Genomic DNA, 22741 nt, shown 5'->3' with positions numbered 1-22741 from the left:
TTTAAAAAATTTATAGTTATATTAATTGTATTATTTATTTATAAAATTAAAGTCAAAGTACTGGCTGTAAATAGAATGTCTTTACCATTACTAACATCCTTTATAAAACTTCCACTATTAAACCATGTGCCTTCCAAAGTGAAATTCAGGTATTTATTAAAAGTATATTCAAATGAAGCTCCTAATTGATTTCCTATTTTTTTTGAAGTCGCATTTGAACTTTCGAATAATACTGTACCATTTGGCTGATATATTGCATCGTTCTTAGAAGCCCTCCAAAACATATCATAATCGACATAAAAATTTAACTTTTGTGTTAACTGAAATTCCAGAAAAGGATGCATGTCAATCAAGTTTGAAGGTCCTATTAAAGCCGCTAAACCAAAATATGCTCCTCGTGGAAAAAGAGGATTAAATGTTTGTATAGCACCATCATTTTGAATTTTATCACCTGATATATATTCGGTTTTAAAACCTATTTTCTGAATTCTTTTATTTAGCAAATAAGTAAAAGAATTATTGATTGAAAATGTCCAGGCTTTAATGCTTTTTGTATCAAAATTCCCAAATTGATAGGCGCCTTCTATATCATAATTCCAATTAGAATAATTCCCCCAAATTCTTGAACCGACTGTGTTTCTGTTTTCTTGTCCTGAAAAAGTATTGTATGTGCTTTCTGATTTCTTAAAGTTTAAAAAATAGGCTTCTATATTGTTTAAATATTTAATTCTTTTTATGCTTGTATACAATCCAAAAAGTTTTGTGTTTGAGTCAATCTTATCATTAAAATGTCCAAACCTGTTTTTTACATAATAACTGTAAAATGCATCTACCGATAAATCGTTTTTTTGATAAATTATTTTCAGAGCATCAAATGATTGCCTGCTGTTGGGGCCTTCCCGAACTGAAATCAATCTTTGAGATCCATAATATAATTCTTGTCTTCCCATTCTAAGGCTACAATTCCTTACTCTTACATCAAAAAACAATTGATGCAGATCTAAAGGATTTTCCTCTAAAGGATTAGGATCTAATCTACTAATCGAAGTACTGCTTTGTAATTGGCTAAATAAACGAAATGAACTCCCTATTTTTAAATCACCATAAAAAAGTGCCCTGTTAAGTATAAAACCATCATCATCTCTAGTCGCTTCGTCCCAATTTTCATTTTTAAAATATTGGTACTGAGTCCTGTTTTCAGCTCCAAAAAAAAGAAATGCCTTAGGCTTTTCAGATATCGATATTTGTTTGATTTTGTAATAAAAATTTTGATTTGTACTATCAATGCAGATAACATCATTATACCTTAAAAATCTGAATTCATTTGTTTGTTGTGAATAAACAGCTGAAGCAAATACAACTATAAAAATTAGGTAATATTTTTTCATCTGTTTAAAAATTATATTTATTCTACCTCTTTTATAAGCTTATTAATATCCAGAATCAGTCGTTTTGTATCTTTTACACTTAAACCATCGTAATAACCTCTAATTCTCCTTTTACCATCAACTAATACAAATGTGCCATCATGAATTATGTTTCTTTGATTCACATTACCGTCATCAAATGCCCGTACTTTATAATCTTTAGAAAGCTCAAAAACGGCATCACTTTCTCCAGTTAAGAATGTCCATTTATTATTATTTATTTTATAGTTTTTTGAATATTGTTTTAACGTTTCAGGACTATCATTCTTATAATCTATACTGTATGAAACAATCGCAACTTTATCTATTTTCTCAAAAGCCTTTTCTACTAATTTTAAATGTTTTGTCATTTTAGGGCAAATCGTAGGGCAACTCGTAAAAAAGAAATCAACAATCTGTATTTTATTTTCAAAATCATGGTGCGTTATTTCCTGATTAAATTGATTTTTTAATAAAAATTCCGGTGCTTGATAATATTTATTTTTTCCAGTTAATGGGTCAATTGATACTTCACCTAAAATGGGAAGTTTATCAGTCTTTGTACATCCTGCAAAAATCAATGCAAAGAGTAAAACTCTAATGGTTACTTCTATTTTCATAATCCTTATAAATTGAAATATTTTCTAACTTTAAAATTTCATCCGGAATATTTCTATTTGGTAATGGCACTGGTTGAAAAATCACGTCAATCTTTATTTTCTGATCTATGGCCTGAGCAATTTCCTTTTCAATTTCAATTTGAAGAAATACTCCGTTTTGCAGCAGTACTGAATCTATATCCAAAATTGGTAAAATAGTAAAAGTACCGGTGTATTTACTTTGCTTCTTTCCGTCTATCGTATACTCAAAAAATACTCTTGCGCAATAAGGCTGATACGGAAGCTGAGCTCTTTCAAAGTGCAGTATAACGTGAGATCTCTCCTTGTCTGCGAAATCCTTAATTATAGCATTTGTATCTGAAGTTTTTAAATTTAAGGCTGCAATGCAATCCTTTTTCGACTCATCTCTCTTTGGTTTATCTCCTTCAATATATGGATTACAAAAATTAGGATTAAGGTCTAAATCAGCAAAACGATACCCTAAATCTTCTGTATTTAATAACTCTTTTATTTTAAAATCTACCGGACGTCCATTTCCGTCTGTTGCATATAATTTTTTTTCTAACCATTCTTCACTATCCGGTAATTTATTCTCCGGACTGTAAGTGCGCCAGGCATCCCAAATGCGATCACAATTTCCGTGATGACCGTAAAAAATGGGCTCAAAACCAGACTCTACAAAAGTTGCCATTTGGCCTCCAATCCAATTATGGATATTGTTATGAAAAGACTGTTCTGCCAAACCATCCAACTGTGCATCACCATATTTTTTTATAGCGGGATACCCTCCAAAAGTTTTATAGTCTTTTGCTCTAAAGCCCGCACCTACATTTATGAAGTCATTTGGTATTTTATCATTTGGCCCTACAAACCTTGAAGCATTGAATAATGGATTACTCTCATCTCCCCAGTAATGTTCTGGTATAAAATTACTTTTTGTCCAATCCCAGTAATGCAATGCCAATTTGGGTTCAGATACTGCTTTTTGAAGTTTCTGCTCTAATGACCACAGGTATAATCTATGCCATGGCCATACATACCAATTGTAATGTACCTGATTAGAATACATGCTTGTAGCACAAAAAGCAGTATGTAACAAGGCATTTGCCTGCCAGCCCATTGGATCCAAAGGTGATATTTGCGAACGTTTTTTTAAGATTCCTACCGCATCTTTAAACAACTTTATTTCTGCATCATCAACAGCGATATCGGCAATATTTTTTCTTACCACGATATTTGAATATGCTTTCTTTTCAAAGCTGCCATTGTCCGGATTTGTTTTGTCATCTTTACAGCCAATCAGCGATGAAGACAGCAACGGTAAGCCTGCAAAACCAAAGGAAGCCATTCCTACTTTTTTCAAGAATAATCTTCTATTATTGTGATCAATATTTTCCATATCTACTATTTTTCAATAAAAATTTTATCTATTGCGTATTTGCCTCCACCCAATATAAATAAGGCAAGAGCCATTCCTATCCAAAGAATAAAGTATTCGTAACCTTCTCCTTTTAATGTTCCAAACCAATTCATGAAAAATCCGTTTTTAAGATGTGTAGTAAATATCATCCCTAAGGGAAGCATTATATAGGAAAAGGCAATGAGTCTTGTTCCCAATCCAATAATAAGTGCAATCGCGCCAGCAGTTTCCAGTGTGATTATTAAAAAGCCCATTATCCAGGGTAATCCCACTGATTCAGTAAAAAATAACATCGTTTTAGAAAAACCAAGACCACCAAACAAGCCAAATAATTTTTGCATACCGTGCATCAATACAACAAAACCCAGAATAAGTCTTAAAATTAAAGGTGCATAGGATTCGCTTGTTTCAAATAATTTATTTTTCATAATATTTTTTATTTATATTAATTAGTATTTATATTAATTAGTATTTATTCATGCCTGATCTTCAAACTGTTTCCTAACTTTTTATATATGCGGAATACATCCACACCATTTTTTCCTGTTCCCGAATGTAATCGCTCATTAAACTATTAGTCCCGGTATCATCTATTGTTGCAGATAAATCAAGGATTATTCTTTGTTTAGCTAAAAGTATTCCCAGAGATTCTACAACTTTAGTAACAGAATGCTGCCCATTAATTACCTCATTTGTTTCTAAAATTGATGCTGTTTTAAAATATTCGGTAAAATTGTGGTTTGGTTTGAATCCTAATGTTAGTATTCTTTCCGCAACTTCATCAATTTTTAAAAAGAGATTATTATATAAGTCTTCAAATTTTTGATGCAATACAAAGAAATCGTCACCTTTAATATTCCAATGATATCCTCTCGCATTTTGATAAAATATCGAATAATTAGAAAGCAGATCATTCAATTGATTTGCTAACTCTTTACTTTTTACAGTATTTAATCCTATGGCATTTAAATCGTTCATTTTTTTATTTTTAAAATGTTATGAATAAGAATATTATATATCTAATATGCTTGAGTCAATTATAAAACGCTTCCAATTTAAAAACGGCATGGCGTATGATTTTAAAGTTTTATAAATCAAAAACGAAGGGCTGACCTGAGTTTTTATGCTTTTAGTTTTCTGCACTTCTCTAACTGTTTCTCCTATTAAAAATGTGCCTCCGGAAAAAAAGTCATTTTCTATGCCTGATGAAGCCTCAATTTCGCGATCCAGTAGTATAACATATTGACCCTGTGCCGAGATGTGTAAGTTATAGTCATAGTTTTCAATAACTTTTCTAAAAACAGTATTGTTTGTTACAATAGGATTCGATAAAAATTCTATTTCTGTTTTATCGTTTAAAGCCATACTTCCAAAATATCGCTTGATTTTATTTTCGGAATGCAATCTTTTTATTGTTGTTTCCATATTTTTATTTTTTAAATTCAATTTTACTTTTATTATTGGTACTTAGATATTTTATTTATCTCATCTTCAGTTTTTGAATCATTGCTGCATTCAAATTATCACTATAAGCTCCGTAGGCATCTACCAATAATCCTTTTATGCCATATTCTGTACTTATCGCGTAGAGTATTGACGAATCATCCGGATTAGAATCTCCTTCAAAGCGATAAAATGCATCTACATTGAATTCAGTAGCATCAAATGTCCTATTTAACTTTTTACAGTCTAATGTTGAGTTACTAAGATTAAAATCAAAAGTATATCCCTCTGCTTGTTTTACAGTTATCGCCTCTGTTAGTGTATCGTAATTTGTCATTTTCTTATGTTTTATAATTCTATGTTTTATAATTTTAAAATTGATGTAAAATCATAAAACATAGATTTGGTTTTCGTTAGAGCAAAACTAATTCGAAACACAACCGCAGTTTCTATAGAAAAGTTATCAAAAATTATAAATATTAAAGATTTGAGGTGTAATCGTAGATTTAATAAAATATTATCCCACAAAATCTGTTTGTATCTATCAGAATAACAGATAATTAAACAAACCTTGAAGTAGTATGAGATTATTTTTTTTCTTAATCTAGGTTAATGACAGACTTTGTAACCTTTCGTAAGTTTGTAAAAGAAGTTAAGCACGAATTAAGTAAGAACTCGATCTAAAATCACCTACTTATGATAATAGATTACCTTTAAGTAAGTAATGAATAGTAGTTCTCTTTTATCTAAAAAAAAAACAATGATATCTGATTTTTATCTGATGATGAACCTGTAAAATCAATTGTTTTTAGAGAAGTTAATCCTTCTTACGATTACGATTTTCATAATGCCCCCGACCGCCAATATATTATTTTATTGGAGGAGGTGTAGAAATCGAAACTTCGTTTGGAGAAGAAAGAAGCTTTGAAACCGGATCGATTCTATTGGTCAAAGACACGACAGGAAGAGGACATAAAACAAAAAATATTGAACCAAAACTTCGAAGATCAATCTTTACTAAAACAGGTTCGGTTAAAAAAATTATATCCTTAAATGATTTCAATTCATAAAAAAATAAGCCCTTAAATTTTTCTAAGTAAAGAAAAACGTACATAAAGTTAAAATCTTTAAATATTATAATTTTTAGTCAGGATTTGTAACTTATATCATTAGATTTTTATGCAATTTTGAAAAATCAAATCTACGTACACATAAGCCGCATTACTAAATATAAGTAATTTAAGATGAAACCAGTATTAACCACTTTAAGTACAATTACTGAATGTCTGGCTTTTATGAATCTACCGATTTCCGCTTATAATAGTGAAGATTTTAGTTTTATAAAACTACATGAAATTGGGATAAAATTACCTTTCCAGTCACCAACCTTTCGGCCTGACTTTTATAATTTGTTCATCATCATAGACGGATGTGGTACTTATGCTATTGGGGATAAAGAATTTGAACTTAGTTCTAACCAAATCATAATTTCAAGACCTGAATCATTTTCATCCGGCTATTGGACAAAAATTCAAAATGTATGCTTTATGAGTTTTCGGAAATCTTTTCTCCTGCAATATTTTCCGGCAAGTATTGATACTGTTCTGGATTTAGGTGGAGAAATTGGATATTCCTGCGATCTGACTGCTGAAAAGATGGAATATTTTGAACAAACTTGCCATGAGATGTACGACATAGCGATTTCAACAATGAGATATAAAGACGAACTTATTGCAAACCTTATTCTTAATCTTTTGTTTTTAATACAATTACATCAGAAAGGCAATTCAAAACTGAAATTGGAAAACGAAAAACAAATCACTACTGTGAGCGCATTTCGTCAAAATATGGAAAATAATTTTAGCCAACTCATAAAGGGTCAGGACACTTCACTAATGCGAACGAAAGAACATTCCAAATTATTGAATATCAACGAAAATTATCTTTCGAAAGTAATAAGCAATTGCACAGGAAAAACAATCAATGAATGGATTAATGAGAAGCTAATTGAAGAGATTAAATACCTGCTAAAACATTCCGATAAATCAATGAAAGAGATTGCTGAATTATTTGCTTTTAACGATCTAAATTATTTTTGCAGTTATTTTAAATCGCAGACTTTAAATGCCCCCAGCGCATTGAGGAAAGACTTTAACAACATCGAAAAAAATCAGAATGTTGTCTATAATCCTCCATTTACAAAACATCAGACATTTAGTAAATAATACAGAAACTTGTACCCGTAAATCTTAGGAAAATGGAAAACAGTAAAAATATTAAATTCACAGATTTTTATGACACTGCCAAAATAATGGGATTGGATTTGTCATCCGTGGATCTGGATCATGTCGATATGTCTCATGGACATTTAGGAGATGCTGAATTCTCCTTTGTCAATTCCAAAGTACTTCATCCTAATGACCAGCTTCCTTTTTCAACACCTCCCTTTTTTACCACATTTTTCTCAGTAGGTTTTGTTCTGGATGCTTACGGAAAAATTATAGTAGATAAACTGCCATTCAATGTCAAACCTGGAATGTTATTTGTCAATAAACCAGGCGAGCTTCAGCAGTTAACATGGGAAGTTATGAATGAGTCTTACGGAATAATTTTTTCCGAGAATTTTATCTCCAAATATGCCGGAATATCTATTTATAAAACCTTTCCATTTTTGCTTTTTGAAAGACAAATACCATTAAAAACCTCCGAAGTATTTCAACAGGAACTTAAAAAAATTCTTTTGCTAATTGTTGATGAACTCTTAAATGATTCGCCTTGGAAAAATCAAATCTGCGCAAATTTATTGACACGATTTTTGCTAAAAATAAAGCAGGAATATTGGGAAGGTTATGTGATTAATAATACAGAAACGAAACATCCGGATATCGTGAATGATTTTTTCCAGAATCTTGAACACCATTACGACCAATTATTAAAAGGAAAAGTTCAAAGAACATTGTACATAAAAGATTATGCCGAAATGCAACAACTTCATGAAAATTATCTCTCCAGTATTTTAAAGGAAAAAACCGGAAAAACAGCCGGACAACTAATAGCGGAAAAAACCCTGAGTGCAGCAAAAATTCTTATAGAAGACCCTCGCTTATCATTAAAAGAAATTGCTTATATGCTGGGATTCTCTTATTTGTCTTACTTTAGTATCTTTTTTAAAAAACATACTGGTCTATCACCAATTAATTACCGTAAAAAAAGTCTTCAATTGTAGACAGCTTCTGAATTACCAATTCGTCCTTATTTTTACTACCTCACCTCGATACACATGAGCGCGATCAGAATCAGAAGCATTAAAATCATTTCTTACTGAACTGGGAGTAGTTTTAGTATTCTTTTTAAAAAATGTGTAAAAATATTTAAGATCGGTAAAAGCAAATATTTGTGCAATTTCAGGAATTGGTGTATGGGTATTTTTTAATAAATAGCTGATTTCATCAATGAGTCTGTCGTTTATCCATTGATTGATTGTTCTGCCTGAGGTTTTACTGATTACTTTAGAGAGAAAAGTTTCATTAACATTTAACAATTTAGAATGTTCTTTAGTACGAAGAACTGTTGAACTATCTCCCGATAAGAGCATGTTGAAATTCTGATCAACATTTTTAAAGAATGATGCCAGGATAAGAGCATTTTTTTCATTCTGAATTTCTAATTTAATCTTATTTTGATATTGTTGGACTAATAACAAAAAATGAATAAGAAGATTTGCGATCATTTCATATCTATTCTTTGAAGAAGAAATAGCTTCATTATACATTTCCGCGCAAATGTCATCAAATAGTTTATAATCTTCATCGCTGAGACCGTAATTAAATGCGTTTGTTTTGTCTTTTGCAGGAATTTCATCAATTCCATCAGGAAAGTATTTAGTTAAAAACTCCTCCGTGAAAGAAATGTTATATCCTATTGGAGATTCTGTCCAGCCACTGGACAAATAACTATCAGGATATTTCATAAAGACATGTTGCGCACCAAGTTCAAATACATGATCACCTGCCATAAAGGTACCTTTTCCTTCACTTACAATTATTAAAGTATAAAAATCCGGTCTAAAGGTGGGTGTAATATATGGCATTTTTAGTCCCATATCATGAATTTTTATAATAGCAAAATCGTCGTTATCAATATAAGAGAAAACGGGTAAGTTCATATAAGCGATCATATCTCTGAACTTTCTTAAAGTGGTTATCTCCGGTTTCATATTTTTACCTACTTGATTCATCTTAGCCATAATTAACTTTCCGAGTAAATTTACTTAAATAGTAACCAAAATACTTCGAGATTGAAATAAAAAGTTTACTACTACTTTCGTACATAGTTATAAAAAATGACAATTTAATATATAAGCGAGTTCCAAGCTTAAAGTTCAAATCCTGCTCTCCCCTCACCAAAATATAATTAAAACTATTTTTCTCAAATAAATTTATACTTTTATACTAACCTCTGGGTTAATGTGTTCTTAAAAATATACTTCTACAAATTGACAAAATACGGTCATTCAATTGAAAAATTTATAAAAGTTTGTTTGTTGTTATTTTGTGTTATTTTGTTCAGATTAATACTTTATTTGTACCTCGAGATCTGTTAACACCAGCAAACACTGGACTTCTAATTTCTGCATCGAAAATAGAGCACACAAAACATCACAAAATAAAACAAAGAATCCCAGTTAAAATGTTTTAAAACGGCATTTTAACTGGGACTCTTTCTGTTTATATAATTTCATTTGCAGATAGTTTATCCTATTTGTACCATTATTGTACCTGTCTGATACCTTCCGAAGTTTATTATTTAATTGCTGTGCAAGGCGATATTAGCTGCACTGTTAAATTTTCTCTCTCTGATGTTAAATATGAGTAAATCTATTCGCAGACTTCAACTTGTTTCTCTATATTTGTAATGGACACCACGGCAATTTGCTTTATCATTTTTTAAAATGATATTATTTTTCAGATTAATTGCCGAAGATTGCAAAAAATGTTGTTAATTTATATACTTTGTTTTCTGGATGTCAAAAAAACATATAATACCTAATAGCCCCCAAGACTATGAAAAAAATTACTCTAATGATTTGCCTGCTGCTTGCAGCTGCTGGCGCAAGTGCACAACAGGAAAAAGGAATTATAGGATACAGCAACTGGCTGGATAACTGGACAGAATTTAAGCCTCAAAAGACTGATTCTAAAGATGCTAATCAAATTTTAGCTGGAAATATTACTGAAAATACAAAACTGCTGAAAAGAAATGTATATATACTTCAAGGAAATGTATATGTGACTAATAATGCAGTGCTCACTATTGAGCCTGGTACAGTAATTATTGGAGATGCTGTTTCAAAAGGTACTCTTGTAATCACAAAAGGAGCCCAAATCATGGCGGCAGGACAGGAAACAGACCCTATTATATTTACCTCAAACCAAAGCATGAAAAAAGCAGGCGATTGGGGTGGCTTAGTAATTCTTGGTGATGCTCCAATAAATAAATTTGGCAATGCTGGTTCTTACAGTATGGATCTTGATCCGGCACTTACTATATATGGAGGGAACAACCAAGCTTCAAATTCAGGAGTATTAAAATATGTACGAATTGAATTTGCCGGTAAAAAAGTTAAAGGAATGGATCCTTTTAATGGATTGACTGTTGCAGGAGTGGGTAATAAAACCATTTTGGAGAATATCATGGTAAGTTACTCAGGTGGTGATTCATTTGCTTTTTATGGAGGTGATGTGAATATCTCTCAATTAGTATCCTTTAAATCTATTAATGATGATTTTAAATTTACGCAGGGAGTCCAATGCCGATTATTTAATTCATTAGCTGTAAGGTCATCTTATTTATCGAGCAATAAAGATGGATCCAGATGTGTGGAGGTAAAATCCTATGAAAAGAAAAACGAAACTGACTTTACTAAAAAAGCAACATTTGTTACAGCTACAAACTTAACAATGTTAAACGATAGCGAAAATATTAAAGCCGATATTCAGTCTGGTTTAATAAAAGAAGCTATTTACGTTGCTGAAAATTCATCTTTGGAAATGAAAAGAAGTGTAGTTTCTGGTTTTAATCCTGCGGTGTTGATAGACAGCAAAACTGAAATCAATGATGCTAATCTAAAAAAAATCAGATTTGAAGAAATGTTCTTTAATCAATGCAGTGGTAATATCTTTACAGAAAACAAAGCTGACAATACAGATTTAGAAAACTGGTACGGAAACAGCGTATTCTTTAATGTTTACTCACAAACTGATAACAAAGAAACTTTTGTTGATATATCTAATACAAAAAGACCTGACTATAGACTTCAATTAGGAAAAATAACAGCCTCAAGCGGCAGATAAATCTGAATTGTTTTTCTAAAAACTAATAAAAAAGGAAACAGCGTTTACTCGCTGTTTCCTTTTTTTATTTAGAATTCCTTTAAAATTCGGTCTGTCTGGTTGTGACCTGAAGGCAAGTGTTTTCAAAAACTGAACTATCATTATAGTACTGATAAAGAATGATATAAAAAATCGGAACATGATTACTCCTGCCCCGATTTAATTTATAATTGCAATTTATTAAGTTTTTTTGCAGTACCGAAAAAGTTCTATCAGTACCAAATAAACATAAATATATTATGCTATCGTATATTTCTTTTCTGTAATAGTATTGATCGTCTCAGTTGTTACATTATCTACAAATCGCCATTCAGCTTCAGAACCAGATGATGTAAATTTAAGATATGTATATCCTCGTTTATACAAATTTGCATATTCTAAATCATCAATCAGTACTGTAAATGCTTGTGCTAATTCTATCGCCTTTTTAGGATCGGATGTAATTCCAAGATAAGCTTCCAGTCCTGGCGAAGAAACAGAACTGCACGCTATTTCAGTTCCTAGATGATTTCCCTGCATATCGGTAAGTTTCCCCATCCATGCATTATGAGTGTCTCCGGCTAAAACCACAACATTTTTTCCAGAAAGTATCGCATACAATTGTTCTCTTTCTGCAAAATAACCATCCCAGGCATCCAGATTGTATGGCAAAGTTGTGGTAACTCTCGCAATTTCCTGAGCAGTCAAAGAAGGATCACTTTGTTTATGTCTCATTTTAATAACGACAAGTTCTGATATTGCATTAACAAGAGCCTGCATGGTCGCTGGCTGTGCACTTCCTAATTGGTCTACTTCTGCTAAAATTTGGTTCAAAAGCAGCAGTAGCTCTGCAGGAATCAGCATTTTTGTCATCAGAATCTGCTGACCTAATACTTTCCATTTAGCAGTATCTGCATTGATCTGTGATCCTAACCATGTCATTTGTTCGCTTCCTATTAATTTTCTGCTTGGGCTTAAAAGATCTGTTCTAAATTTTGTCTGGTCAAAATTTCCACCATTATCAATATAATCAGCATAACTCATCTGCTTATCTCTTGCTATAACTCTGGTATCCATCATATAAAGTGAAAGAATAGTACCGAAATTAAAACTTCTGTAAATTCTAAGATCTTTTCCTGTTTTAAGGGGAATATATTCGCTATAAGCTTGAAAAGCAGCCATTTTTCTCATTTGAAAATCTCCTTCGGATGGCTGATGGTTTTCGGCACCGGATTTATAGGTGTCATTAGCAAACTCATGGTCATCCCAAACACATATAAAAGGCTTTTTCTGATGAAGAAGCTGAAGATTTTTATCTCCTCTATATTGTCTGTAACGCTCTCTGTAATCGCTGAGACTTAAAATTTCTCTGGCTGGTTTATGTTCTCTGCCCAATGCATTGGTAAAAGGATTTGTTCCGTACTGTCCCGGTGCATATTCGTAAATATAATCCCCAAGATGAACCACTACATCGGCATCTGAAGAAGCAATCGCTCCATATACATTGAAAAGTCCTGCCGGAAAATTAGAACAGGAAACAACAGCCATTTTTACATCATTTACACTATCTGTTTTAGAAGGCAGCGTACGAGTTTCTCCGGTAACAGTTACTTGTTTGGTTTTGGCATTATAAAATCTATAATAATATTTTGTATTGGAAGAAATGTTCTGAATATCTACCGCTATTGTAAAATCATTCGTCGAAGATGCTCCGGCCTGCCCCTTTCTTGTTACTTCAGAAAAGGCGGCATCCTTGCTTAACTCCCAGGTAATTTCAGCATCTAAACCTGTTGAATATCTTGTCCAGATAATTACTCCGGTTTCAGTAGGATCAAAACTGGCTACTCCTGTCTCAAACCCTTCATTTTTCATTCCATCTGGAGCGCTACTATTATCTGTTTTATCATCGTTACTACAGCTTTCTATAAGTGGAGCGATGAAAACTCCTCCAGCAACCAATAAAGAATTTCTAAGAAACTTTCTTCTCCCTAAATCATTGTTATTTTCCATAAAAAAATTTTTATATCAAAAAAACAATTTAATCTTTCAACTCAGGTTACGGCATTTTTAACATTACCTTTTATTAATATTAACAATCCATTTACTATAATAAATTATCAATCTATTTAATGGAGTTTGTGCTTTTTTTTACAATGAAGACTTTGTCAAAACTAGTCTATGATTAAGAAATACAAAGCTTTAGAATACAATTGAATATTAATAACAAAGATGCAAACGGCAATTACCGCATCAAAAAATTTCATTCCAGATACGGTTATGATTTTGAAAAAGCACTACAATAACTTTGCTTAAAAGAATTATCAAATAAAAACAAAACCTATAAATTAAAAGGTAATATTGGCACTGTAAATTTTTTTAGTAGTTCCTAAATAATACTCACTCTGGATAGTATTTTGGAATCTTCAGAGGAATTCTATTTCAAGAGCTATCTTTCTTGTGGGAAAATATCACTTATAATAACAACTTAATGATTTGGTATTATTTTGTTAACGAATAACATAATAAGAGTTTGTTAGGGAGGGTATAATTTCGCAAAATAAAATCAAATTTATTATTCGTTTAAATAAAAACTAATAATGATAATTTATTACAATTGGTACACTCACTATTTACAATAAACAGCTAAATGTCTTTAAATAAGCTAAATGATGAGATTATTATTTCTTTTGCCAACGGTAATAAAGATGCTTTTGTAGCTGTTTATAATCAATATCAACAAATCGTATTTAACAATATCGCACGGCTTATCCCACACACCGATGTTGTTGAAGATGTATTGCAGGAAGTTTTTTTGAAACTTTGGGAAAACAAACACAAATTTGACGATGAGCACGCAGTAGCTTCATGGTTGTTCTCTGTTAGTTACAATCAGTCTATTTCTCATATCAGAAAATTGATTAAAGAAAGAAAGTATCTGGAATCCATGAAAGCAGATGTCAATTTTGAATATGATCCTGAAAGTGAAGTCGAAATAGAGAACATCAAAGAAAATATTTTAGCGGAAGCTATTAATCAGTTACCGTTGCGCAAAAAACAAGCCTTTGAACTTTGTAAACTACAAGGAAAAACCTATGCAGAGGCTGCCGAAATTATGAACATATCTTCAGAAACGGTAAAAGAGCATATTACCCTTGCTCTAAAATTTGTGCATACCTACACCGTAAATACCTACAAAAAAGAATCGGCGATATCTTTATTTATCATCGGTTTATACTTCCATATGTAGTCTGTTTGCGTGCAAAGCCTGGAATTTTACAATTAATCCTTTTTTTGTTCATAATTCCTTAACGAACACTACACCCCCCATTTTTGGATGTCGTGCGTTTTTAGAATAGTTGCGGTATGACAAATACCCCTTCTTATTTTAAGGACAAGACATTTAATTTATACTATGGGTAAAATTCAATCACTTATTGAAAAATTGTGGAAAGGGACTATAAGTTCCGAAGAAATCACAATATTGGAAAATGCTTTAAAAAATGTAAACGACGAAGAAAGTAATCAAGTCAAAAATCATTTTAGAAAATTATACGAGCAGGACACTGACCCTCTTCAAAACAATAAAAACAAGGCAATACTTTTAGAGCGCATTTTGAAATCTATTGACGAGATGGAAATGCGTCAACCAAAACGATTGACTTTTGGTTCAAGATATATCTGGTGGGCCGCAGCAGCTATAGTTGGTATTTGTACTTTATTTCTTTTTCAAATAAATTATCACTCCCTGAATACACCAGATAACAAAATTGCGCAAGTAATTCAAAAATTCAAAATAATTCAAAATAAGCAACATCATAGCATAAATGTTGGTTTGCCTGATGGATCTGCAATTGTTTTATTTCCTAAAAGTGCGATTTCTTACAATCAGGAATTTAATAAAAAAGACAGGATAATCAACCTCAAAGGAAAAGCAATATTTAAAGTTGCCAAAAATAAGGCAAGACCTTTCAGCGTATTTTCTCAGGGATTTGCTACCACCGCACTGGGCACACAATTCTTAGTAACCAGCACTAAGGAGAATCAAATTGAGGTAAAACTTTTTGAAGGACACGTAAGAGTGCGAGATACACATAGCAAGGGGAAAAACATTCCGGATATCTATCTAAAACCCGGACAATTGGTGACTTTGAATAAGCTAAGTGCCAAATACGAAATAAGCACATTTAGATTAAACGAAAATACGCTGCCAACTATGGCTAAAATTATTTCTAAGAATCAAATAGTGACAAACAATCGCTCTCTTAATTTCAATAATACACCACTTAATATGGTACTACAGAAACTAAGTGAAAGATACAAAACGACTATAGACTACGACAAGGAAACTGTTGAAGGACTTTATTTTACAGGAAGAGTTGAACAAACAGATAAGCTCAACACTGTATTATCCATCATAGTAAATATGAATGAATTAAAATTAAAAGAAGAGCAAGGAAAACTCATTATAACAAAGTAGAACAATTAAAATTTAACGCCTAAAACAAAAAAACAAAATGAATCTATTATTTATGCCAAAAAAAAGAAAATGGCCTTTACTTACCTGCCTATTACTGTTTGTTGTCACTCAGGCCATTGCACAAACGCAAAACCCAATTGTATCGGGTACAGTAATATCCGAAAATGGCGAGTCTCTTCCGGGAGTAACCGTACAAATTGAAAACAATGATCATAAAATAGTAGACTCAAGTATTACTGATGAAAAAGGTTTATTTACAACTTCTGCACTAAAATTAGGAGAAATCTATAACTTCTCTTTTTCCTCTGTAGGATATCAATCTACTCAAATAAATTCATTTACAGTAAAAGCAGGTACTAACACACTTTTGGCAAGGCTAAAAGATGGCAACGAGAAATTAAACGAAGTAGTCGTGGTTGGTTATGGTACCCAGCAAAAGCGTTTTGTTACAGGTTCTGTGACCAAAGTGAGTGCGGAGCAATTATCTAATTATAGCGGAAGCAACTTTGCTCAGCAATTGAGCGGTAAAGCTGCCGGTATTCAAATTAACGAAGCTTCCGGGCAACCGGGTTCAAATCCTCAAATCCTCATTAGAGGTATTGGTACGCTGACTGCAGGACGCAGCCCTTTGGTTGTAGTAGATGGTTTTCCTCTAACGGAAGGAACTTCTTTCAATTACATTAATCCAAATGACATAGAAAGCCTTGAAGTATTGAAAGATCCTGCATCTGCATCTATTTACGGTTCCAGAGCGGCAAATGGCGTAATTCTTATCACCACCAAAAAAAGTAAGGCCGACATATTTAATGTAACTATAGATGCTTACAGCGGATTTCAACAACGATCAGATAAAGTAGAATATGTTAATGCGCATGATGCCGCTATTTTTTTTACTGAAGCAAGAGATCAGGGCTATATATCAAAAGATCCAGCGAACAGAAGTATAACCGATGACCGTGCGACCAGAGTTGCAAAAGGAGCTTCGCTTAGAGAATTACGTCTAAATTATCTGGATCCTTACTTAAACAACCAAACCGGCCTAACAGATACAAACTGGTCGAATGAAATATTCCGTACAGCACCTATAAGTAATATAAATGTGGCTTTGAGCGGCGGCAACGGAAAAACATCTTACTATACCTCTTTCAATGCCTTTAATCAGGAAGGTTTAGTGGTCGAAAACGGACTAAAACGTTACAGTGCCAGTATAAAACTGAACAATAAAATATCTGATAGGGCTGAATTTGGCATAAGCCTTAATCCTTCTTATACAACACAACGGTATTATGATGCCAATGGTAGTTTTGACGAACCAATTGGTGCAATAGCAGTAATGTATCCTTTCTTCAAACCGTATAATGATGACGGTACTTTGGCTATTAGTCAACAAATAAAAGCCAATCAGCCCGAAGATGGTGCCTTAGTAGAAAATCCGATTGCTTATCTTAATATGGTAAAAAACAACCGTACTTTCTTCAAACTTTATGGAAATGCTTTTATCAACTATGCTATAATAAAAGGCTTAAAATATAAATTTACTTTAGGCGGAGATTTTTCACAAAGTATGTTTGATTTTTATAACCCGTCTAATCTGGGAGCTTATCGCACACCTGCACCTAAGCCGGCAATTACCTCAGAGACTGACGGATCATTAACGAATTACTTATTGGAACATACCTTAACCTATTCTAAAAAAATTGACAAGCACGATTTTACACTCTTGACAGGCTACAGTTACCAGAAAGAAAATTCATTCTCAACGATCATAACCGGAGCTAATATTGCCGATGATAATATAGATAACATTGCCGGGGCCAGTTCTTTTACTGTAAATCCTAACAGATACAGATGGGTGCAAATCTCTTATTTTTCAAGATTGCAATATATTTTTGCAGATAAGTATATTGCCTCGTTCTCTTATAGAATGGATGGTTCTTCCAGATTTGGAGCTGATAACAGATGGGGAAAATTCCCTTCGGTAACAGCTGGTTGGATTTTTAGTAAAGAAGGATTTTTCCCTGAGCAAGATGTTGTTAGTTTCGGAAAATTGAGAGCGACCTGGGGACGTTCAGGCAACAATCAAATTGGTTCTTATGGCTCATTGGGTATTGTAACAGGTGGTAATGCTGCCAACAATTATATATGGGGCAATACGCCTGCTTCGGGTTTTAGTGCTTCAACAACACCAAATCTAAACCTTTCGTGGGAAACCAATACGTCTTATAATCTAGGTCTGGATTTGCAATTGTTTAAAAAAATTGACATTACTGCCGAATATTATAATGCCACTACTTCTAATTTATTGCTGGATGTGCCTGTCCCGCAACAATCGGGCTTTAGTAGCTCCTTACAAAATATTGGAAAAGTTCTAAATAAAGGTCTGGACTTTAGTATCTCTGCCAGTGATATCAATTTAGGTCAGGTAAAATGGAATCCTGCTGCGAATATTTCTTTCAATAAAAATGAAGTATTGGCTTTGGCTCCAGGTCAGACACAAATAATTGCTGGTGATATAGGTAGTATTATTACAAAAGTGGGCGGTCCTATAGCCGAGTTTTACGGTTATCAGGTTATGGGTGTGTATAAAACACAAGAGCAGTTTAATGATCCAAAGACACCCAAATTACCAGGTACGCAAATGGGAGATTATATTGTAAAAGATGTAAATGGAGATGGCATAATTGACACCAAAGACTGGACACCAATGGGGACTTATTCTCCAAAATTCACTTATGGATTCTCCAATACTTTTGCTTACAAAAACTTTTCATTATCCTTTTCATTAACAGGTGTTGAGGGCCGTAAAGTGTATGAATCAAATTTAGCTTCAAGAGGAGAAGCCGGAGAAGGATTTGCTCTGCCAACAAAATATTATTTTGAAAACAGATACCATCCTATTGATAATCCGAATGGAATTTTTGCTCAACCCAACTTAGGAAATTTTTCGGCAGCCCGAAGAGCTACAAAAGCATCTAATTTGTATATCCTTGATGCCGATTATTTGAGGCTTCGTGATATACAACTTGCCTATACACTTCCTTCATCTGTAGTAAAAAGAGCCAAAATAGCAAACATGAAAATTTATGTGGGCGGAAACAATTTGTTCACCATTACAAAATACAGAGGAACGAATCCAGAAGGAACTACAGGCTCTGCCTTAACAAACGGGCAAGCTACATCCAATTATCCCGTAGCCAGGACGTTTATTTTTGGTACCAATATTTCTCTTTAACAACTAAAACGAATACAATGAAAAAAATATTTTTTGCAATAATTGGTGCTGTCTCTCTTGTTTCCTGCACCAGTGACCTGGATCAGCATCCTATAACTGATAAAGAGTCGGCTAAGTTTTTGACTACCGAAACCGAAGTAGAAGAATATGTAGTAGCAACCTATGCCTCATTACAAGCAAATGGATTGTATGGCTTGTATTTGCCAGCCATGGGCGAAGTGCCTTCTGATAATACTTATGAAGAAGTACCGGCAAATGACGGTGCAATTTACGGAGATTTAGAAGAATTTAAAACCGTTCCTTCAAATGGAATGCTTGCCGATAACTGGAAAGCCAGCTATGTTACCATACAACGCTGTAATGTAGTATTGAACAGAATAGCCGGAGTATCCTACAAAACAGATGCTGTAAAAAACTCCAGAATTGGAGAGATGAAGTTCATAAGAGCCTTAATTTACTTTAATATGGTACAGTTTTATGGTGATGTACCTTTGACAACTGACGAGACCAAAGATCCAAATGTATATTTTGGTAAAGGTCGCCAACCGGCAGCCGATGTCTATAAGCAAATAATCCAAGATCTTACAGATGCGATTTCGACTTTGCCTACATTGACAACACAACAGGGACGTGTAATAAAAACTGCGGCTCAGACTTTGTTGGGCAAGGTTTATCTTGTACAAAAAGATTATGCTAACGCAAAAATCCAAATTGATGCTGTTGTAAATTCTGGTGCGCACGCCCTATTTAGCGATCCAACTACACTTTTTGATTTGGCAAATGAAAATGCAAGTGAATTCATTTTTTCAGTGCAGTTTGGTTCAGGTATAAACAGTAATACTGAGGGAAGCACTATGGCTCAACAGTTTTCGCCATCAGGCCTAATAAGTGGTGCCAAAGGACATAGCTTGCCTACCAAAGAATTATACGGCAAATACGTTGCCGGAGATAAAAGAAAAGATAACTATGTTAAGCTTTCTTCTGCTGGTACTCCGTACAATAATAAACTGAAAAAACCCGTATCACCAACACCTCCTGCTGATGGCGGAAGTAATACAGTGGTACTTCGCTATGCTGACGTGTTATTGATGCAAGCCGAAATTGAAAACGAATTAGGTAATACGCTTACAACGGCAAAACCAGCATTAGACAAAGTGAGAAACAGAGCCGGACTCGCTCCTTCAACTGCCCTTACACAAGCTGATTTACGTGATGCCATTGAACTGGAAAGGCGTTTAGAATTGATAGGAGAAGGTTATCGTTGGTTAGATTTACTAAGAACCGGAAAAGCAATAAGTACGATGAACGCCTGGTTTATTTCCCAAAACAAACCTACGACCGTGACTCCTCAATTCCTTTTAATGCCTATACCGCAAAATCAAAGAGATGCTGATCCTACCATAACACAAAATAAGGATTATCAATAGTAATAAGTCCAGAATTGCTATACTTCAGCATTACAATTTGATACTGAAGTATAGTGATTTTTATAAAAAACTAATTCATACACAGATGAAAAAGCTATCAATAGCATTGTTCACTTTTTTCATTTACACTTTTGCAGTAGCGCAAGAGAATAATGATACAACCAACATTCTTTGGAAAGAAGGATACCTTGATATTCACCATATCAACACTGGTCGGGGTGTTTGTACCTTTTTTATATTACCGGACGGAACAACCATGATGGTTGATGCCGGAGATATGGACGACACCTATTATGCAGGACCTGATTCCAGAAGTTGGCCCTTGACGGTAACACCTCCCTATCCTGATTCGAGTAAAAATTCAGGCGAATGGATTGTTGATTATATGAAACAGGTTTATCCGCAGGTTAAACAAATTGATTATGCTCTTATTACCCATTTTCACACAGATCACATGGGAGTAATTCGACCAGATAGCAAAACAGCTTTGCAAGGCGGATACAAACTTACGGGAATTACGCAGGTTGGTGATTTGGTTCCCATCAAAAAACTGATTGACCGTAGCGCTCCTAACTACAATTTCCCTCTTGATTTGAATAAATATTATACCGAAGAAAACAGTATTTTCCTTAATTATCAAAAATTCATTGCAGAAAATAAAACAAAAGGTCTGAAAGCAGAAGGTCTTAGTGTAGGAAATTCGGATCAATTGGTGCTTATGAAAAATACAAAAAAATACCCAAATTTTCGCATAACCGGAGTTAAGAGCAGCGGCACCATTTGGACCGGTGTTGGCAATCAAACACAGGAATACATTCTAGCCGATAGCATCGTTAAAAAAGGAAAATTCAACGAAAATCCTTTGAGCCTTGCCATAAAACTTAGTTATGGAAAATTTGATTACTTCACCGGTGGAGATAACACAGGATTGCAAGGTTATGGTTTACCCAAATGGTTTGATACAGAAACTCCAATGGCAAAAGCTGTAGGCAAAGTAGAAGTAACAACCTTAGATCATCATGGTAATCGTGATGGTACCAACGAAAATTTCCTTTCGTATTTGCAACCACAAGTTGTGGTAGAGCAAACCTGGTGTAGCGACCATCCCGGTCAGGAAGTAATGCACAGACTTTTATCCGACCATATTTATAAAGGAGAAAAAAATATTTTTGCGACCAATATTCAAGAAGTTACCAAGCACACCTTAGGATATTGGTTTACCAAAGGATATAAAAGTATGTTTGGACACGTAATTGTTCGGGTTTTACCGGGAGGCAATTCGTTTTATGTTCTTATTGCTGAAACGGTAAGCGGTAAGATTCAAATAAAAAAATCGTTCGGACCTTATAATTCTAATTAATTTTAAAACAAAAAATACGATGTATAATAAATATTTAGCCCTTATTCTTCTAACAACTCTTTTTTGTTATCAGGCAGAGGCTCAAAAAAAGGGAAAGTCGCTTTTGCCACAACAAAAACTAGAGCAATTGTTTAATCCAAAAAATAAAGAAATATTGGTTACTGCACACCGCGGCGATTGGAGAAATGCTCCGGAAAACTCTTTACTAGGATTAAAATATTGCATCGATATGGGTGTTGATATTATGGAATTGGATTTGAAAAGAACCAAAGATGGGCAGTTAATTGTAATGCATGACAGAACCATTGACCGTACGACTAACGGCAAAGGAAAACCGGAAGATTATACTTTGGAAGAAATTCAGAAATTTAAACTTAAAAATGGTTTGGGCAGACCTACTTTACATCAAATTCCAACATTTGAAGAAATGCTTCTTACCGCAAAAGGCAAAATATTGATTGACGTAGACAAGGGTTACGAATATTTTGGCGAGGTCGTAGCGCTCATCAAAAAACATAATATGTTCGATCAGACATTTATCAATATTGATGATAACACCAATTTAGAAAGTGTAGAATCTAAATATGGAAAAGTAGATACCGAAGTAGTATTAATGCCCATTATTCGCTATACAGACAGTCATGCTCAAGAGATTGTAAACAGTTATATGAGTCATAAAAAAACTGTTTTTCAGCCTGTTTTTGACACCGATACAATCAAAACAATTAATGATTTACCAATGCTGAAAAACAAAGGTTATGGTGTTTGGATTAACAGTCTTTGGGCATCTTTAAACGGTGGACATGATGATGATACTGCGGTAGATGAGAGCAAACCTGATGAATCCTGGGGATGGATAATAAAAAAAGGTGCTAACATAATTCAAACTGACAGACCAAAAGAATTACTGGAATATTTAAAAAATAAAAAAATGCATCCATAACTATGACAATTGAAAATATTTTTGCAAAAATGCAATAAGTCA

General features: G+C 33.4%; 18 protein-coding genes. 9 read left to right on the top strand and 9 right to left on the bottom strand.

Going from position 1 to position 22741, the window contains the following annotated elements; translation table 11 throughout:
• Nucleotides 1-38: 38 nt before the first annotated feature.
• From C8C83_RS21065 to C8C83_RS21035, 7 genes are all read right to left on the bottom strand, one after another.
• Complete coding sequence (locus C8C83_RS21065; RefSeq protein ID WP_121330530.1) at nt 39-1388, bottom strand: alginate export family protein; 1350 nt, start codon at nt 1386-1388, stop codon at nt 39-41.
• A gap of 17 nt (nt 1389-1405) precedes the next feature.
• Complete coding sequence (locus C8C83_RS21060; RefSeq protein ID WP_121330529.1) at nt 1406-2026, bottom strand: SCO family protein; 621 nt, start codon at nt 2024-2026, stop codon at nt 1406-1408.
• Complete coding sequence (locus tag C8C83_RS21055) at nt 2004-3425, bottom strand: tyrosinase family protein (RefSeq protein WP_121330528.1); 1422 nt, start codon at nt 3423-3425, stop codon at nt 2004-2006. Before C8C83_RS21055 ends, C8C83_RS21060 begins: the two co-directional genes overlap by 23 nt.
• Before the next feature lie 5 nt (nt 3426-3430).
• On the bottom strand, nt 3431-3874 hold the full coding sequence (locus C8C83_RS21050) for a DoxX family protein (RefSeq protein WP_121330527.1): 444 nt from the start codon (nt 3872-3874) through the stop codon (nt 3431-3433).
• Nucleotides 3875-3947: 73 nt separating this feature from the next.
• A complete protein-coding gene (locus C8C83_RS21045; protein WP_121330526.1) occupies nt 3948-4424 on the bottom strand; it encodes a Dps family protein in 477 nt (158 codons plus the stop codon).
• 33 nt (nt 4425-4457) lie between these two features.
• On the bottom strand, nt 4458-4871 hold the full coding sequence (locus C8C83_RS21040) for a hypothetical protein (RefSeq protein ID WP_121330525.1): 414 nt from the start codon (nt 4869-4871) through the stop codon (nt 4458-4460).
• Nucleotides 4872-4926: 55 nt separating this feature from the next.
• On the bottom strand, nt 4927-5226 hold the full coding sequence (locus C8C83_RS21035; RefSeq protein ID WP_121330524.1) for a phosphoribosylpyrophosphate synthetase: 300 nt from the start codon (nt 5224-5226) through the stop codon (nt 4927-4929).
• Nucleotides 5227-6133: 907 nt separating this feature from the next.
• Between C8C83_RS21035 and C8C83_RS21025 the strand changes: the two genes are divergently transcribed.
• Together C8C83_RS21025 and C8C83_RS21020 are read left to right on the top strand one after the other, a co-directional pair.
• Nucleotides 6134-7114 (top strand): AraC family transcriptional regulator, encoded by a 981-nt coding sequence (locus C8C83_RS21025; RefSeq protein WP_132011891.1) that lies wholly within the window; start codon nt 6134-6136, stop codon nt 7112-7114.
• A 32-nt stretch (nt 7115-7146) separates the two neighbouring features.
• The gene (locus C8C83_RS21020) at nt 7147-8115 is read left to right on the top strand and encodes an AraC family transcriptional regulator (RefSeq protein ID WP_121330522.1); all 969 of its coding nucleotides are present in this window, start codon (nt 7147-7149) and stop codon (nt 8113-8115) included.
• A gap of 12 nt (nt 8116-8127) precedes the next feature.
• Here C8C83_RS21020 and C8C83_RS21015 read toward each other — a convergent pair whose 3' ends face one another.
• On the bottom strand, nt 8128-9126 hold the full coding sequence (locus C8C83_RS21015) for a helix-turn-helix domain-containing protein (protein ID WP_158598179.1): 999 nt from the start codon (nt 9124-9126) through the stop codon (nt 8128-8130).
• Between the two features lie 826 nt (nt 9127-9952).
• Between C8C83_RS21015 and C8C83_RS21010 the strand changes: the two genes are divergently transcribed.
• Nucleotides 9953-11242, top strand: coding sequence for a hypothetical protein (locus C8C83_RS21010; protein WP_121330520.1), 1290 nt, complete (start codon nt 9953-9955; stop codon nt 11240-11242).
• A 276-nt stretch (nt 11243-11518) separates the two neighbouring features.
• Here the strand turns inward: C8C83_RS21010 and C8C83_RS21005 are convergent, their stop codons facing one another.
• Nucleotides 11519-13270, bottom strand: a complete 1752-nt coding sequence (locus tag C8C83_RS21005) for an alkaline phosphatase D family protein (protein WP_121330519.1) — start codon at nt 13268-13270, stop codon at nt 11519-11521.
• 637 nt (nt 13271-13907) lie between these two features.
• Here C8C83_RS21005 and C8C83_RS21000 point away from each other — a divergent pair.
• The 6 genes from C8C83_RS21000 to C8C83_RS20975 all read left to right on the top strand — a co-directional run bounded on the left by C8C83_RS21000 (nt 13908) and on the right by C8C83_RS20975 (nt 22699).
• Nucleotides 13908-14507, top strand: coding sequence for a sigma-70 family RNA polymerase sigma factor (locus C8C83_RS21000; protein ID WP_121330518.1), 600 nt, complete (start codon nt 13908-13910; stop codon nt 14505-14507).
• 165 nt (nt 14508-14672) lie between these two features.
• Nucleotides 14673-15737, top strand: coding sequence for a FecR family protein (locus tag C8C83_RS20995; protein WP_121330517.1), 1065 nt, complete (start codon nt 14673-14675; stop codon nt 15735-15737).
• Nucleotides 15738-15774: 37 nt separating this feature from the next.
• Nucleotides 15775-18969, top strand: coding sequence for a TonB-dependent receptor (locus tag C8C83_RS20990; RefSeq protein WP_121330516.1), 3195 nt, complete (start codon nt 15775-15777; stop codon nt 18967-18969).
• Nucleotides 18970-18986: 17 nt separating this feature from the next.
• Nucleotides 18987-20396: a RagB/SusD family nutrient uptake outer membrane protein gene (locus tag C8C83_RS20985; RefSeq protein ID WP_121330515.1), complete on the top strand. Its 1410-nt coding sequence runs from the start codon at nt 18987-18989 to the stop codon at nt 20394-20396.
• An 85-nt stretch (nt 20397-20481) separates the two neighbouring features.
• Complete coding sequence (locus C8C83_RS20980; protein ID WP_121330514.1) at nt 20482-21756, top strand: MBL fold metallo-hydrolase; 1275 nt, start codon at nt 20482-20484, stop codon at nt 21754-21756.
• 19 nt (nt 21757-21775) lie between these two features.
• Nucleotides 21776-22699, top strand: coding sequence for a glycerophosphodiester phosphodiesterase family protein (locus C8C83_RS20975; protein WP_121330513.1), 924 nt, complete (start codon nt 21776-21778; stop codon nt 22697-22699).
• Nucleotides 22700-22741: the final 42 nt, after the last annotated feature.

The sequence above is a fragment of the Flavobacterium sp. 90 genome (assembly GCF_004339525.1).
GTDB lineage: Bacteria > Bacteroidota > Bacteroidia > Flavobacteriales > Flavobacteriaceae > Flavobacterium.
This window is presented reverse-complemented; position numbering and strand designations above follow the sequence as displayed.

Coding starts and splice junctions, on each gene's coding strand:
- C8C83_RS21035 (WP_121330524.1), bottom strand. CDS start 5,226: ATGACAAATTACGATACACTAACAGAGGCGATAACTGTAAAACAAGCA.
- C8C83_RS21020 (WP_121330522.1), top strand. CDS start 7,147: ATGGAAAACAGTAAAAATATTAAATTCACAGATTTTTATGACACTGCC.
- C8C83_RS20990 (WP_121330516.1), top strand. CDS start 15,775: ATGAATCTATTATTTATGCCAAAAAAAAGAAAATGGCCTTTACTTACC.
- C8C83_RS21065 (WP_121330530.1), bottom strand. CDS start 1,388: ATGAAAAAATATTACCTAATTTTTATAGTTGTATTTGCTTCAGCTGTT.
- C8C83_RS21050 (WP_121330527.1), bottom strand. CDS start 3,874: ATGAAAAATAAATTATTTGAAACAAGCGAATCCTATGCACCTTTAATT.
- C8C83_RS20975 (WP_121330513.1), top strand. CDS start 21,776: ATGTATAATAAATATTTAGCCCTTATTCTTCTAACAACTCTTTTTTGT.
- C8C83_RS20995 (WP_121330517.1), top strand. CDS start 14,673: ATGGGTAAAATTCAATCACTTATTGAAAAATTGTGGAAAGGGACTATA.
- C8C83_RS21040 (WP_121330525.1), bottom strand. CDS start 4,871: ATGGAAACAACAATAAAAAGATTGCATTCCGAAAATAAAATCAAGCGA.
- C8C83_RS21055 (WP_121330528.1), bottom strand. CDS start 3,425: ATGGAAAATATTGATCACAATAATAGAAGATTATTCTTGAAAAAAGTA.
- C8C83_RS21015 (WP_158598179.1), bottom strand. CDS start 9,126: ATGAATCAAGTAGGTAAAAATATGAAACCGGAGATAACCACTTTAAGA.
- C8C83_RS21045 (WP_121330526.1), bottom strand. CDS start 4,424: ATGAACGATTTAAATGCCATAGGATTAAATACTGTAAAAAGTAAAGAG.
- C8C83_RS20980 (WP_121330514.1), top strand. CDS start 20,482: ATGAAAAAGCTATCAATAGCATTGTTCACTTTTTTCATTTACACTTTT.
- C8C83_RS21025 (WP_132011891.1), top strand. CDS start 6,134: ATGAAACCAGTATTAACCACTTTAAGTACAATTACTGAATGTCTGGCT.
- C8C83_RS21005 (WP_121330519.1), bottom strand. CDS start 13,270: ATGGAAAATAACAATGATTTAGGGAGAAGAAAGTTTCTTAGAAATTCT.
- C8C83_RS20985 (WP_121330515.1), top strand. CDS start 18,987: ATGAAAAAAATATTTTTTGCAATAATTGGTGCTGTCTCTCTTGTTTCC.
- C8C83_RS21000 (WP_121330518.1), top strand. CDS start 13,908: ATGTCTTTAAATAAGCTAAATGATGAGATTATTATTTCTTTTGCCAAC.
- C8C83_RS21060 (WP_121330529.1), bottom strand. CDS start 2,026: ATGAAAATAGAAGTAACCATTAGAGTTTTACTCTTTGCATTGATTTTT.
- C8C83_RS21010 (WP_121330520.1), top strand. CDS start 9,953: ATGAAAAAAATTACTCTAATGATTTGCCTGCTGCTTGCAGCTGCTGGC.